The 13886-nt window shown below is 57.5% G+C and carries 13 protein-coding genes; 6 read left to right on the top strand and 7 right to left on the bottom strand.

All coding sequences use genetic code 11. The annotated features are described in order from the left end of the window. Positions 1-17 precede the first annotated feature (17 nt). Positions 18-584: a carboxymuconolactone decarboxylase family protein gene (locus GS632_RS13635; protein WP_171722134.1), complete on the top strand. Its 567-nt coding sequence runs from the start codon at positions 18-20 to the stop codon at positions 582-584. On the opposite strand, the gene recF is transcribed toward GS632_RS13635, so the two are convergent. The 6 genes from recF to mutM all read right to left on the bottom strand — a co-directional run bounded on the left by recF (position 581) and on the right by mutM (position 7214). Further along, positions 581-1678, bottom strand: a complete 1098-nt coding sequence (gene recF, locus GS632_RS13630; protein WP_171722133.1) for a DNA replication/repair protein RecF — start codon at positions 1676-1678, stop codon at positions 581-583. The two genes, GS632_RS13635 and recF, sit on opposite strands and share 4 nt — an antisense overlap. Before the next feature lie 59 nt (positions 1679-1737). Further along, positions 1738-2859, bottom strand: a complete 1122-nt coding sequence (gene dnaN, locus GS632_RS13625) for a DNA polymerase III subunit beta (protein ID WP_171236381.1) — start codon at positions 2857-2859, stop codon at positions 1738-1740. A 225-nt stretch (positions 2860-3084) separates the two neighbouring features. Next, positions 3085-4470 carry a chromosomal replication initiator protein DnaA gene (gene dnaA / locus GS632_RS13620; protein WP_171722132.1) on the bottom strand — a complete coding sequence of 462 codons (1386 nt, stop codon included), beginning with the start codon at positions 4468-4470 and terminating at the stop codon, positions 3085-3087. 556 nt (positions 4471-5026) lie between these two features. Further along, on the bottom strand, positions 5027-5290 hold the full coding sequence (gene rpsT, locus GS632_RS13615) for a 30S ribosomal protein S20 (RefSeq protein WP_039541017.1): 264 nt from the start codon (positions 5288-5290) through the stop codon (positions 5027-5029). Between the two features lie 229 nt (positions 5291-5519). After that, on the bottom strand, positions 5520-6296 hold the full coding sequence (locus GS632_RS13610) for an enoyl-CoA hydratase (protein WP_171722131.1): 777 nt from the start codon (positions 6294-6296) through the stop codon (positions 5520-5522). 66 nt (positions 6297-6362) lie between these two features. Next, complete coding sequence (gene mutM / locus GS632_RS13605; RefSeq protein ID WP_171722130.1) at positions 6363-7214, bottom strand: bifunctional DNA-formamidopyrimidine glycosylase/DNA-(apurinic or apyrimidinic site) lyase; 852 nt, start codon at positions 7212-7214, stop codon at positions 6363-6365. An 86-nt stretch (positions 7215-7300) separates the two neighbouring features. Here mutM and ubiE point away from each other — a divergent pair, with 86 nt between their 5' ends. Continuing rightward, a complete protein-coding gene (gene ubiE, locus GS632_RS13600) occupies positions 7301-8053 on the top strand; it encodes a bifunctional demethylmenaquinone methyltransferase/2-methoxy-6-polyprenyl-1,4-benzoquinol methylase UbiE (RefSeq protein ID WP_171722129.1) in 753 nt (250 codons plus the stop codon). Continuing rightward, positions 8053-9582: a 2-polyprenylphenol 6-hydroxylase gene (ubiB, locus tag GS632_RS13595; RefSeq protein WP_171722128.1), complete on the top strand. Its 1530-nt coding sequence runs from the start codon at positions 8053-8055 to the stop codon at positions 9580-9582. Before ubiE ends, ubiB begins: the two co-directional genes overlap by 1 nt. 97 nt (positions 9583-9679) lie before the next feature. On the opposite strand, the gene GS632_RS13590 is transcribed toward ubiB, so the two are convergent. After that, positions 9680-10855 (bottom strand): acetyl-CoA C-acyltransferase family protein, encoded by a 1176-nt coding sequence (locus GS632_RS13590; protein ID WP_171722127.1) that lies wholly within the window; start codon positions 10853-10855, stop codon positions 9680-9682. A gap of 113 nt (positions 10856-10968) precedes the next feature. On the opposite strand from GS632_RS13590, the gene GS632_RS13585 reads away from it, so the two are divergent. From GS632_RS13585 to tdh, 3 genes are all read left to right on the top strand, one after another. After that, positions 10969-11532 carry a helix-turn-helix domain-containing protein gene (locus GS632_RS13585; protein ID WP_171722126.1) on the top strand — a complete coding sequence of 188 codons (564 nt, stop codon included), beginning with the start codon at positions 10969-10971 and terminating at the stop codon, positions 11530-11532. A 110-nt stretch (positions 11533-11642) separates the two neighbouring features. After that, positions 11643-12827 (top strand): glycine C-acetyltransferase, encoded by a 1185-nt coding sequence (locus GS632_RS13580; protein ID WP_171722125.1) that lies wholly within the window; start codon positions 11643-11645, stop codon positions 12825-12827. 14 nt (positions 12828-12841) lie between these two features. Then, positions 12842-13870 (top strand): L-threonine 3-dehydrogenase, encoded by a 1029-nt coding sequence (gene tdh, locus GS632_RS13575; RefSeq protein WP_171236390.1) that lies wholly within the window; start codon positions 12842-12844, stop codon positions 13868-13870. The last annotated feature ends 16 nt before the right edge of the window (positions 13871-13886 follow it).

Below are 13886 nucleotides of genomic sequence, written 5' to 3'. Positions count from 1 at the left end.
AAAACAGGAGTTCCGACATGGCCAATTTTCCGTCGCACGACCTCGAAACCGCTCCCGAAGGGTCCAAACCTCTTCTCGAAAAATCGCAGGCCGCGTTTGGTCGCTTGCCCGGTTTGCACAAGGTGATGGCCGAAAGCCCGCAGCACCTGGAAGGTTATCAGGTTCTGCACGGCCTCTTCTTGCAAACCGATTTCGGCAACGATGAGAAAACCGTTGTTTGGCAGACCATCAACGTGGAAAACGAGTGCCACTATTGCGTGCCCGCGCACACCGGTATCGCCAAGATGATGAAAGTCTCGGACGAAATCACCGAGGCGCTGCGCAATGAAACTCCGCTGCCTTCGGCCAAGCTCGAGGCACTGCGCACCTTCACTCTGCAAGTTATGGAAACACGTGGCAACCCGACCGAGGAACAGCTGCAGGCGTTCTTCGATGCGGGCTATTCACACCGCGCTGTTCTGGATGTGGTGCTGGGCCTGGCACAGAAAACCATGTCGAACTACGTCAACCACATAGCCAAAACCCAGGTCGACGAAGTTATGCGCGGCTTCCTGTGGGAACGTAAAGTCAGCGAACCGGCCTAAGCGGTCACGACCGAGCCCTCATCCCCTTCGGTGACAACCACCGTTTGGGCCCGGTCCCCCAATTCAGTAAACAACTCAGGCCCGGTGCCCGTCATCCAGGCCTGAGCCCCCAGAGCGCAAATCTCATCATAAAGCGCCGCGCGCCGACCTGCGTCCAGATGGGCAGCCACTTCGTCCAACAGTACAATCGGAGGCGCCCCAACCATCTCTGCCAGCGCACGCGCGTTCGACAAAATCAAAGACACAAGCAACGCTTTCTGCTCGCCTGTCGAGCAATCCTTGGCCGGAACGCCCTTTGCAGCAAAAACCCCATACACGTCTGACCGATGCGGCCCTACCAAAGTCCGGCCCGCAGCCAGATCCCGGAAGCGACTCTCACTTAAGGCGTCACGCAGATCCTCTGCTGTCTCAGGCATCGCGCCTTCAGTCTGGATCAATTCCAGCTCAGCCGACGGAAAAGCCGTCTCCGCCCGATCCTGCGCGGCACGCAGATAATCCAACGCCGAAAGGCGCGCAGCATGGATGCGATGTCCGGACGCAGCCATCTGACCCTCCAAGGCCGCATACCAATGGGCATCCCTCACCTGCTCTTTCAACAGACGGTTCCGTTCCCGCATTGCTTTTTCATATGACAAAGACGCTTCGGCATGGGTCGGATCAAAACTCAGCGCGATACGGTCCAGAAACCGCCGCCGCCCCTCGGCTCCTTCGATCCAAAGCCGGTCCATCGATGGGATCAGCCAAACAACCCGCGCCAGTTTACCAAGCTCGATCTGGCTCGAGGCTTTTTCGTCAATCCGAACCTGCCGCGCCGCACCGCCCTCGGACCAGGTTTCGATCTCATATCGCTGCCCCTGCGCACCCAACACCCCTGACACCTTCCAGCCCAACGCCTCGGGCCGCCGCGTCATCTCTGCCGCGCTCGCGCGCCTCATTCCGCGCCCAGGCGAAAACAAAGATACCGCTTCAAGGATGTTGGTCTTGCCGGCTCCGTTCGGCCCATGAATCGCGACGGGCCGCCCATCCAAAGACAACCGCGCCAGTTTGTGAGATCGAAAATGCGAGACCGTAAGCTCGGTCAGGGCCAATCCCATGACCCCTCCCTTCTTCTTGTCAAAAATACGGTCGCCGAAGGCATCGCGCGCCAGCGCGATCAGACGCGCATCGGCATGACAACGTAAACCGCGCTCTGGTCATTGCCTTCGCGCATCAGGGTCGGATCACCCGCAGAGTTAAACAGGAACACTGCATTCTCACGATCGACCTGAGACGCAATCTCTAGCAAATACTTGGCGTTAAACCCGATCTCCAACCGTTCATCCCCATAGGCGACGGCCAGTTCTTCTTCAGCAGCGCCACTGTCTGGTGCATTAACCGAAAGGACCAGCTTGTCGCCGTCCAGTTGCAGCTTTACCGCACGCGACCGTTCGGACGACACTGTCGCCACCCGGTCTACAGCCTGCGCAAACTCGGCCGCATCGACCTCAAGCTTGCGCGTGTTCCCTTGCGGGATGACGCGTGTGTAATCGGGGAATGTGCCATCGATGACCTTCGAGGTCAGAGTTATATCCGGCGTGGCAAAACGTACTTTGGTTTCGCTGACCGAAACGGCGATATCCATTTCATCATCGTCCAGCAGCTTGCGCAGCTCGCCCACGGTTTTGCGTGGCACGATCACTCCCGCCATGTCTGCGGCCCCATCCGGCAGATCTGCATCGATACGCGCCAGACGGTGACCGTCGGTGGCCACACAACGCAGAACTTTGCCGCCGTCAGAGCCATCAGCCACATGCATGTAGACACCGTTCAGGTAGTACCGGGTCTCTTCCGTCGAGATGGCGAATTTCGATTTGTCGAACAGCCGACGCAGCAGCGCCGCTGACGCGGTGAAATTCGATTGATATTCCGAGGACGCCATGACCGGAAAATCTTCTTTCGGCAGCGTCGCCAACGAGAAATTTGACCGGCCTGCCTCGACGGTCAACCGACCTGCAGCACTGTCTGCGGTCAGAGTCACCAGCGCCCCATCCGGCAGTTTCCGCACGATCTCATGCAGGGTGGTCGCCGCAACAGTGGTCGCACCGGCTTTCTCGACCTGAGCGGGCGCTTTGTCGACCACTTCGATATCCAGATCGGTGGCGCGGAACTGGGCTTGATCGCCCTCCGCCTCAATCAGCACGTTGGCAAGTATGGGAATGGTATTGCGCCGTTCCACAACGGATTGAGCCTGCGAAACGGCCTTGAGAAGGGTGCCGCGTTCAATGCTGATCTTCATACCCTCAGTTCCTCTGACTTGCGTACCGACATGGGCGGGACTGGCACGTTAGCGGTTCCACCCTGAGGCACAAGGATTTTTTACGGATTTCTGGGTTGGAAAGCCCTTAGCGTCAAGGGCATCGTGCCAAACTAGCCTCAGTTCTGGCCCAACCGTGGATTAATGCGCACAAGAAAACGCCCCGGACGCAAAGCACCGGGGCATTTTCTTCATGAAATGCTCAGATCAGGCTTCCAGCGACCGCCGCAGCATTTCTACATCTTCGGCGATCTGACCGTCGGTCAGTTTCAGCTCTTCAATACGTTTCACGCCGTGCATGACCGTTGTGTGGTCTCGCCCGCCAAAACGGCGGCCAATCTCGGGCAGCGAGCGGCTGGTGAGCTGCTTGCACAGATACATCGCCACCTGGCGCGGACGCGCATAAGACCGCAGGCGCTTGGGCCCGATTATGTCAGAAAGGCGAATATTGTAATATTCGGACACTTTCCGCTGGATCTCCTCAACGCTGATCTTTCGTTCTGAGGCACGCAGCACGTCAGCCAGACAGTCCTGTGTCAGCTCCATATCGATTTCGCGGCCCACCAGCGATGCGAAGGCGAACAGACGGGTCAGAGCACCTTCCAGAACGCGGACATTGGTCGAGATGCGATGCGCCAGAAACTCCAGAACACCATCAGCAATCGACAGATCGGGATAGGTGCTGCTGTACTGCTGCACCTTGTTCTGAAGGATGCCCAGGCGCAATTCATAATCGGTCGGGTGCAGGTCGACGACCAGACCGCATTGCAGGCGCGATTTCACACGGTCTTCCAGATCTTTGATCTCACCCGGGGCGCGGTCGGCCGAAATGATGATCTGCTTGTTCTGATCCACAAGCGCATTGAAGGTGTGAAAGAACTCTTCCTGCGTCGAATCCTTACCCGCGATGAATTGCACGTCATCCACCATCAACACATCGACAGAGCGGAACAGGTGTTTGAAATCCATCATCCGGCGTTCACGCAGCGCCTGAACAAAGCGATACATGAATTGCTCGGCCGAAAGGTAAAGCACGTTAAGCTCAGGATGTTTTGTCTTCAGCTCCCACGCGATGGCGTGCATCAGGTGGGTTTTACCTAAACCCACACCACCATACAAAACCAGCGGGTTGAAGGTGACAGGTCCGCCTTCCGAGACACGGCGGGCGGCGGCATGCGCCAGTTCGTTGGGCTTGCCCACAACAAAGCTGTCAAAGGTAAAGCGGGAATCCAAAGGCGCGGCCTGCAAGGACTCGAGCGCATCCGAGGCAACCTCAACCACGGGCGCGACAACAGGATCTGCAGGCGTGTCGGGGGCAGCTTGCAAGTTCGGTTTCGGACGTGCAGGCGAATTGGCGGCAACCCGGAAGTCCAGCCGCTGCACGGTTTCACCTGCCGTGTTCAGTTCATACAAAATGAGGTCTGCAAAATTTTGACTGACATAGTTGCCCATAAAATTGGTCGGCACGGAAAAAACCGCCACACCATTCTGCAGCTCCTTAAATTCCAAAGGCTCGATCCAGGTGGTGTAGTTGTTCCGACCGACGGCCTTCAGCAATTTGTTACGCAGTAGTCCCCATTTCTCTTGTGTCATTCAGCGCCTCACGCATCCCATTCTTATTGGCCTGCCGGCCTTATTCATACAAATCCGGTCGCCCGGTTAAGCGTTCACTCGCACACAGGTATCCTAACGCCAAAACCAACCTGGTTTGGCGGGATGTCTTTCAAATGCACACATGTCCCCGCTAAACGCCCGGCAATAGTTGAGCGTCCGGAAAACCGGGTTGCACGTCGCACTCTCAATTTTTTAGACAGGGCCGAGCACACCGGGCTTGTCCCGGATTTCTCGACAAATCGGCAGCCTGACATCAGCCAGTCGTCGACAACTTCTTCGGATCGTCCTGATGCCCGTCAGTTCGACCGAAGAAACAGCCTGTCCCCCCAAGCGAGTGAATCGCTGATAACAGTGGTAACAACTCCTTGCGGGGCGCGGCAACGAAACTCTGTTATTGACTCGGTTCTTTGGCCGAAAGAATCTCTCAGTTTTGTGAAGGCGCGGTTTTCCGGCAACACGAAAAAAGGCGCCGCTTCACGCGACGCCTTGTATTTAGATCAGCCTTGCTGACATGACCATTGGTCAATCAGTGGACTTAGCCCAGTGCTTTGACGCGGGCCGACAGGCGCGACATCTTGCGGGCTGCGGTGTTTTTGTGGAACACACCTTTGGTAACACCGCGCATCAGTTCAGGCTGAGCGGCACGCAGAGCAGCGGTTGCCGCGTCCTTGTCGCCAGAAGCAATCGCTTCTTCGACTTTGCGCAGGTAAGTACGGATGCGCGAACGACGCGCTTTGTTGACTGCGAAACGCTTTTCGTTCTGACGTGCGCGTTTCTTTGCCTGGGGCGAATTTGCCATGTGTCTCTGACCTTCGTTCGGTACGGTTATCTTGGGTTGCGCGCCACGGACATATCCGCACCGGATCAGAAATCACGAGTGTGAGTCGGGCCAAGCGGGCCGCACGCGCATGTATGGCGGCGGTATGTATCCAAGTTTTTCGGGTTTGCCAAGCCGATTCTCTGCGCTTGCGAACCGGACATAAAAAAGGCGGGCAAAAGCCCGCCCCCGAACCTTGGCTAGCTACGCCTTACTTGTCGCGGAATTGCGCCGCGCGCTTTTCCAGAAACGCCGCCATGCCTTCTTTCTGGTCTTCAGTCGCAAACATCGAATGGAAGACGCGACGCTCGAACAACATGCCTTCACTTAGCGGAAGTTCATAACTGCGATTGACGGCTTCTTTGGCTGCGATGGCGGTAATTTGCGACTTCTCAGCAATCTTTTGAGCCGCTCCAGTTGCTTCTTCGATCAACTTCTTGGCGGGCACTACTCGGCTTACCAAACCTGCGCGCTCGGCCTCTTCGGCATCCATGAACCGGCCCGTCAGGTTCATATCCATCGATTTCGATTTGCCGACGAACCGCGTCAAGCGCTGACTTCCACCGAGCCCCGCGATGACACCCAAATTGATCTCGGGCTGTCCGAACTTGGCAGTGTCTGCGGCGATGATGAAATCGCACAGCATCGCCAACTCACATCCGCCGCCCAGCGCATAGCCCGCTACAGCAGCGATAATTGGCTTGCGGATCGCAGAAACCCGGTCGTTGGCATCTGCAAACAGGTTCACGTTGTAGACGTCCACAAAGCTCATCTCGGACATTTCCTTGATGTCCGCGCCCGCGGCAAAAGCCTTATCCGATCCGGTGATCACAATGCACCGCACCTTGTCGTTGTTGTCCGCATCTTCCAACGCGGCACACAACTCACCCAGCAACTGGGTATTGAGCGCATTCAACGCATCCGGTCGGTTGAGTTTGATAAGAGCGACGTGGTCTTCGATTTCGACGATGATCGTCTCAAAAGCCATGAGGTGAAAGCTTCCGGTTGTTCCGTTCAGATACGATTCCTTATCACGCGATTTCGTTGGATCAAGTTATCTTTGGCATTGCACACAATAGAAGGATGAGCGACCGGACTGGGTGATTCTCTTGATTGTCGCGCCACAGCCTTCTGTCCGGCAAGGCTCTCCCTCGCGCCCATAGACGTCAAAGCTGTGCTGAAAATATCCAAGTTCTCCATCAGCTTGGCGGAAATCTCGCAAAGAAGAGCCGCCTGCTTCTATGGCGTCCTGCAACACTTGCCGGATGATCGGAACCAATGCGGCAACACGGGATGCAGAAATCTGCCCGGCTTTGCGACGTGGCGACACCTTGCCGCGATAAAGCGCCTCGCAGACATAGATATTACCCAATCCGGCAACGATTCCCTGATTCAAGAGCGCGGATTTGACCGGGGTGTTCTTGCCTTTGAAGGCCTCGATCAGGTGCTCTTCGTGGAAGTCATTGCCCAAGGGCTCTGGCCCCAGAACCGACAGCAACTTGTGGTCATCCGCCGTTGCTGTCGGCATCAGGTCCATGGCGCCAAACCGACGTGGGTCATTGAAGGTCACGCGGGCACCGTTGGCCATGTGAAAGACGACATGGTCATGCTTCTCAGGCATCGGATGTCCATGCACAAACTGCCCCAAAGGATCGCCCGACACCGTCATGCGGCCCGACATGCCCAGATGAATCAGCAGCGTTTCTCCACTGCTGAGATCGGCCAGGATATATTTCGAACGCCGCCGCAAACGATCCACCCGCTGACCCGTAAGCCGTTCGGCCATACGCTCGGGGAAGGGCCAGCGCAGATCAGGGCGATTTACGTCTGCCTGTTCAATCACCACGCCTTCCATCGCAGGGCTCAGGCCGCGTCTTACTGTCTCGACCTCGGGCAATTCGGGCATTACACGGCTCCTAATTCAAAGGGCCGCATTGTGCGCGCCTCTTATGGCCCTATAACAGAGGCGAAATTCGACGAACGGCAAGGCAAATGTCCGACAACAGCGACAAGACCACTCATTTCGGGTTTGAAACCGTGCGCGAGGCTGACAAGGCCGGGCGCGTGCAGGGCGTATTCAACTCGGTGGCCTCGAAATATGACGTGATGAACGATGTCATGTCGATGGGCATCCACCGAGTCTGGAAAGACGCGATGATGGATTGGCTGGCCCCACGCCCTGGCCAACGGCTGCTGGATGTGGCGGGCGGAACAGGGGACATCTCTTTCCGCTTCCTCAAACGCGCAGGCCACGGCCACGCCACTGTTCTGGACCTGACCGAACCTATGCTGGTCGAAGGCCGCCAACGCGCCGAAGCCGACCAGGTGTCGGACAGCCTGAATTGGGTGGTCGGGGATGCGATGGCCCTGCCGTTTGAAGACAACACCTTTGATGTTTACACGATCTCTTTCGGCATCCGGAACGTCACCCGCCCGCAAGAGGCCCTGAACGAAGCGTTCCGCGTACTGAAACCCGGCGGTCGCCTGATGGTGCTGGAATTCAGCCAGTTGCCCAATGACGGGCTGCAAAAGCTTTACGATCTCTACAGCTTCAACGTCATCCCACGCATGGGTAAGCTGATCGCCAATGACTATGACAGTTATCAGTACCTTGTGGAATCTATCCGTAAATTCCCCGATCAAGAAACCTTTCTGGGCATGGTCCGCGCTGCTGGCTTCGAGAACGCCAAGTACCGAAACCTGAGCATGGGCATCGCCGCGCTGCATTCCGGCTGGAAAATCTGATGCGCGGTCCTCACAACATCATCCGCCTGATCCGCACAGGCGCCACTTTGGAGCGCACTGGTGCCATGAACGTGGTGCTGGACGCTTTTGAGGCCCCCCGGTCGCTGCGGTTTGTCGCCCATGCGCTGGGCAAACCGTTCCAATGGCTGGGTTACAAGGGTGATCCCGATATGCCACCCGCCACGCGTGCTCTGACAGCGCTGGGTCCGGCCTACATCAAATTTGGTCAAGTGCTGTCCACCCGCCCTGATGTTGTCGGCAACGAATTGGCCGAGCAGTTGCGCGTGCTGCAGGACAAACTGCCCCCCTTTTCCAAATCCGAAGCCATGGCCGAGGTGGAAAAGGAACTGGGCCAGCCTGTTGCCGAGATCTTTAGCGATTTCAGCGAACCCATTGCCGCCGCATCTATCGCACAGGTCCATAAGGCCAAACTGGTCAGCACTGGAGAGGATGTAGCCGTCAAAGTCCTGCGCCCCAATATCGAACGCGCGTTCCGAAAGGATGTAGACGCTTTCTATTTCGCGGCCCGTATCGTGCAGCTTTTCGCCCCCGGCGCGCGCCGCTTGCGCCCAATGGAGGTGATCGAACATTTCGATGGCGTTGTCCGTGGCGAACTCGATCTGCGGTTGGAAAGTTCTGCCGCATCGGAATACGCCGCCAACACCAAGGATGATGCCGGGTTCTGGCTGCCGCCCGTGGTCTGGTCGCTGTCTGCGCGTCGCGTGATGACACTGAGCTGGGCCGACGGTATCCCGCTGGGCGAAAACGCAGCCCTCGACGCCGCAGGCCACAACCGCCGCGATCTGGCCGAACGCGTCCTGCGCCTGTTCCTGCTGCACGCCCTGCGCGACGGGTATTTCCATGCCGACATGCACCAGGGTAACCTGAAGGTTGCCGCCAATGGCGATATCATCGCCTATGACTATGGCATCATGGGCCATATCGACGAATACACGCGCCGGGTTTATGCCGAGATCCTCTTTGGTTTCATCCGCCGCGATTATAAACGCGTGGCCGAGGTGCATTTCGAAGCCGGATACGTCCCTGCAAACCAGGACGTCGACGAATTCGCCCGCGCCCTGCGTGCAGTTGGCGAACCCATCTTCGGCATGGATGCTTCACATATCTCGATGGGCCGCCTGCTGAATTACCTATTCGAGGTGACCGAGCGCTTTGGCATGGAAACAAGAACCGAGCTGATCCTGCTGCAACGCACCATGGTGGTGGTCGAAGGTGTCGCGCGCTCACTCGACGACCACATGAACATCTGGGAGGTCGCCCGCCCTGTAGTCGAAGACTACATCAAGCGATCTATCGGCCCTCGCGCCGCTCTGAGGGATTTTGGGAAAACCGCAATGGTGCTCGCCCGTTTCGGCCCGCGCCTGCCAGCGCTTGTTGAAAACGCACTGATCGCGCAAACCCAAAAAGACGACAAAAAGAGTAACGGCTTTGGTGCATATGCCCTACCTGCCACGATAGGTGCGCTCTTTGGAATAGCCGCAACGCTGATTGCCGTGGTGTTGGGCTAATTCAAACCCGCCTGCTTCATCTGGCTAAAAATACCTTCGGGGGGAATTGCGCCAAAAGCGCAATGGGGGGCAGACAGCCCCCCTGCTTCGTTCTGGCTCAGAGCCGCTCGATGGCAAGGGCAATCCCCTGACCACCGCCAATGCACATGGTGATCAACGCTTTTGACCCACCCGTACGCTCCAACTCGTACAGCGCCTTGAGGGTGATGATCGCGCCGGTCGCGCCAACCGGATGGCCCAGCGCAATGGCACCCCCGTTGGGGTTTACCTTGGCCGCATCCAGACCCAGTTCCTGATTGACGGCCAGTGCCTGTGCGGCAAAAGCTTCGTTGCTTTCGATCACATCGAAATCACCTGCCGACAAACCGGTCTTCTTGAACAGGTTTTGCACCGCCGGGACCGGGCCAATACCCATAACTTCGGGTCGCACACCAGCATGGGCATAGCTGATCACGCGTGCTTTCGGTTTCAAACCGGCTTTTTCTGCCGCGTCCGCCGTTGCCAGAACCATCGCAGCCGCGCCGTCATTGATGCCCGAGGCATTCCCGGCCGTGACGCGCCCGTCTTTCTTGAACACTGGCCTCAACCCGGCCAGCGCCTCGGCTGTAGTCGCTTTGGGGTGTTCATCGACCTGGAAATCGACCATGTCGCGTTTGACCTTGACCTGCACCGGAGCGATCTGGCTTTCGAAAAATCCCCCCTCAATCGCAGCAGCCGCACGGGTCTGGCTGGTCATGGCAAACTCGTCCATCTGCTCACGGCTGATCTGATGTTCGTCGGCCACGTTTTCGGCCGTGACACCCATATGCCCTGTGCCAAACGGGCAATTCAGTGCGCCCAGCATCATATCGAGCGAGGTAACATCACCCATCTTAGCGCCCCACCGCGCCTGAGGCACGATGTAAGGGCTGCGCGACATGCTCTCGGCACCGCCCGCCACAGCAAATTCCGCATCGCCAAGCATCAGGGACTGCACGGCGGATACAATGGCCTGAGCCCCGGACCCGCACAGACGGTTCACATTCATCGCTGGCGTACCGTTGGGGATACCCGCCTGCATCGCGGCCACACGCGACAAATACATGTCGCGTGGTTCGGTGTTGATGACATGACCAAAGACAACGCTGCCGATTTGCGCGCCTTCAACACCCGAACGTTCAAGGGCCGCTTCGGTGGCAACAGTGGCCAGATCAATCGGAGCCGTCGAGGCCAAAGCGCCACCAAATGTGCCGATGGCGGTACGCGCACCATCCAGAATCACTACGTCAGTCATATTTTCTCCTCCAAAACCCGCGCGCATTATGCACTTGCAGCATGATCGCCAAATTAGACTCACTGTCACGCCCGGAATTGACATTACGTTGCGCAACACGCATGGATTCCGTCATGACGGAAAACACAGACGATATCCTGAACCTCCTGCCTGCACGCCTGAAAGAAGCGCGCCGGGCAAAAGGACTGTCGCTTGAGGCGGTTGCCAACCTCAGCGGCGTTTCCCGTTCCATGGTCAGTCAGATCGAGCGCGGAGAAAGCAGCCCTACGATCTCGACCCTTTGGAACCTGACCCGCGCTTTGCAGGTAGATTTTGCCGGTCTGTTGGAAGGCGCACAAGCCAGTGACCAGATCGAGGTTCTGCGAAGCTCTGAGGTCCCCAGTATCGACAATATGGGGCAAAACTGCCGTATTCGCATCCTTTCCCCGCCGGAAGAAGCCGGAGGTCACGAGGTCTATGATATTGAGTTTGATGAAGGCGGAGCTTTGAACAGCCAACCCCACGCCCGCGGAGCCCACGAGCAGCTGACTGTGCTGGAAGGCAGGGTCAGGGTCACGTCCGGCAGCGCCATGTCGGACCTGAACCAAGGAGACACCGCGCGTTACGCTGCAGACATCGCGCATTCCATTGTTGCCAAAGGGCCCGCACGAGTCTTTTTGATCGTGAAAAACGCCTGAATCCGGCAAAATTCCGCCTTCACGGAAATTTTTCCTTCATATTGAATTTCCCCTATTTGGGAAATTCATCCGCTATGTTAGATGTGCGACTCAGTTGAACGGAGGTCGCCATGGCAGATGCATTCCTGTCCCACATCACGGACACACTCGCGCAGATCGAATCCGAAGGTTTGTACAAGCGCGAACGAATGATCACCTCGCCTCAGGGCGGTGAGATTACGGTGGGCGGCAAACAGGTCATCAACCTGTGCGCCAATAACTATCTGGGTCTGGCCGATCATCCGGCGTTGATCGACGCCGCCAAGGGCGCGATGGAGCCCAAAGGATTCGGCATGGCATCGGTCCGGTTCATCTGCGGGACGCAGGATATTCATCGTGAATTGGAGCAGAAGTTGGCGACTTTCCTGAACAAGGACGACGCCATCCTGTTTGCAGCCTGTTTCGATGCCAATGGCGGTTTGTTTGAACCGCTGCTTGGCCCCGAGGACGCCATCATTTCGGACAGCCTGAACCATGCCTCGATCATTGACGGGGTACGCTTGTGCAAGGCCAAGCGCTATCGCTACATGAATAATGACATGAACGACCTCGAAGCCTGGTTGAAACAGGCGCGTGAGGACGGGGCGCGGCACATTATGATCGCAACGGATGGCGTGTTCTCGATGGATGGCTATCTGGCCAACCTGCCGAAGATTCGCGAACTGGCGGACAAGTACGACGCCATTGTCATGGTCGATGATTGCCACGCCACTGGCTTCATGGGGCCGAACGGCGCGGGTACACCGGATCACTTTGGTGTCGACGTGGACATTTTGACAGGAACCCTAGGCAAAGCACTTGGGGGGGCAATCGGCGGTTACATCGCCGGGCCGCAGCCAGTGATCGACCTGCTGCGGCAGCGGGCGCGGCCCTATCTGTTCTCAAATTCGCTGCCACCCTCCATCGTTGCCGCCGGTCTGGAAGCAATCCGTTTGGTCGAAGAAGGCGACATGCTGCGCGCCCAACTGTTTGCGAATGCCAAATACTGGCGTGCCGGGCTGGAAAAGCTGGGATTCGACGTGTTGCCTGGCGAACATCCGATCATCCCGGTCATGCTGGGCGAGGCGACTTTGGCGCAAGACATGGCATCGCGCTTGTTTCACGAAGGCGTTTATGTCTCGGGTTTCTTCTTCCCGGTTGTCCCCCGTGGACAAGCGCGGATCAGAACGCAGATGAACGCGGCTCTGACTAAGGACGAATTGGACCGTGCGCTGGCCGCCTTTGGCAAGGTCGGCAAAGAACTGGGGGTGATCTGATGCGACCCAACACCATGAAAGCACTGGAGAAATCTAAACCCGAACAGGGTCTGTGGATGGTGCAGGCCCCGGTGCCTGAGATCGGACCGGAAGAGGTGCTGATCAAGGTCAACAAGACCGGTATTTGCGGAACGGATATTCACATCTGGAACTGGGACGAATGGGCTTCTGCCACCGTGCCGGTTCCCATGATCACTGGCCACGAATTCGCCGGTGAAATCGTCGAAACGGGACGCAATGTAACTGGGCTTGAGATCGGTCAGCGGTGTTCCGGTGAGGGGCATCTGATCACCACTGACAGCCGCCAGAGCCGCGCGGGCAAGTTCCACCTCGACCCCGGCACTCGCGGGATCGGTGTGAATGAGCAAGGGGCCTTTGCGCAGTACCTGAAATTGCCGGCTTTTAATGTCGTGCCACTGCCCGACGATATACCGGATGAGATCGGAGCCATTCTCGACCCCCTCGGCAACGCTGTTCATACAGCGCTGAGCTTCGATCTGCTGGGCGAAGATGTTCTGATCACTGGCGCAGGCCCGATCGGAATCATGGCCGCCGCAGTTGCGCGCCATGCCAGTGCGCGGAATGTTGTGATTACCGATATCAATCCAGATCGCCTGAAGCTGGCTGAACATGTGGTGCCAACTGTCCGCACCGTCGACGTGTCCAAAGAAGACCTGCAAGACGTCATTACCGAATTGGGAATGAAGGAAGGCTTCGACGTCGGTCTTGAAATGTCCGGGTCTCAAGCCGCGCTTGACCAAATGGTCGAAGCTCTTGTGATGGGTGGAAAGATCGCCTTGCTGGGCATTCCGCCCGGGAAATCACCGGTCGATTGGTCGCGTATCGTGTTCAAGGCCATCACCATCAAGGGCGTGTATGGGCGCGAGATGTTCGAGACCTGGTACAAGATGATTGCCATGCTGCAAAACGGGCTGGATATTTCTCGCGTGATCACACACCAGATGAAAGTCGACGAGTTTACCGAGGGGTTTGCCGCGATGAAATCGGGCCGGTCGGGAAAGGTGGTCCTCGACTGGACCTGACACTCTGGCCCTGCGC

Origin of the sequence: Ruegeria sp. HKCCD7296 (genome assembly GCF_013110775.1) — a bacterium.
Classification (GTDB): Bacteria; Pseudomonadota; Alphaproteobacteria; order Rhodobacterales; family Rhodobacteraceae; genus Ruegeria.
This window is presented reverse-complemented; position numbering and strand designations above follow the sequence as displayed.

Excerpts from the sequence above, each read along its gene's own strand:
- GS632_RS13635 (WP_171722134.1), top strand. The coding sequence starts at position 18 with ATGGCCAATTTTCCGTCGCACGACCTCGAAACCGCTCCCGAAGGGTCC.
- recF (WP_171722133.1), bottom strand. The coding sequence starts at position 1,678 with ATGGGATTGGCCCTGACCGAGCTTACGGTCTCGCATTTTCGATCTCAC.
- dnaN (WP_171236381.1), bottom strand. The coding sequence starts at position 2,859 with ATGAAGATCAGCATTGAACGCGGCACCCTTCTCAAGGCCGTTTCGCAG.
- dnaA (WP_171722132.1), bottom strand. The coding sequence starts at position 4,470 with ATGACACAAGAGAAATGGGGACTACTGCGTAACAAATTGCTGAAGGCC.
- rpsT (WP_039541017.1), bottom strand. The coding sequence starts at position 5,290 with ATGGCAAATTCGCCCCAGGCAAAGAAACGCGCACGTCAGAACGAAAAG.
- GS632_RS13610 (WP_171722131.1), bottom strand. The coding sequence starts at position 6,296 with ATGGCTTTTGAGACGATCATCGTCGAAATCGAAGACCACGTCGCTCTT.
- mutM (WP_171722130.1), bottom strand. The coding sequence starts at position 7,214 with ATGCCCGAATTGCCCGAGGTCGAGACAGTAAGACGCGGCCTGAGCCCT.
- ubiE (WP_171722129.1), top strand. The coding sequence starts at position 7,301 with ATGTCCGACAACAGCGACAAGACCACTCATTTCGGGTTTGAAACCGTG.
- ubiB (WP_171722128.1), top strand. The coding sequence starts at position 8,053 with ATGCGCGGTCCTCACAACATCATCCGCCTGATCCGCACAGGCGCCACT.
- GS632_RS13590 (WP_171722127.1), bottom strand. The coding sequence starts at position 10,855 with ATGACTGACGTAGTGATTCTGGATGGTGCGCGTACCGCCATCGGCACA.
- GS632_RS13585 (WP_171722126.1), top strand. The coding sequence starts at position 10,969 with ATGACGGAAAACACAGACGATATCCTGAACCTCCTGCCTGCACGCCTG.
- GS632_RS13580 (WP_171722125.1), top strand. The coding sequence starts at position 11,643 with ATGGCAGATGCATTCCTGTCCCACATCACGGACACACTCGCGCAGATC.
- tdh (WP_171236390.1), top strand. The coding sequence starts at position 12,842 with ATGAAAGCACTGGAGAAATCTAAACCCGAACAGGGTCTGTGGATGGTG.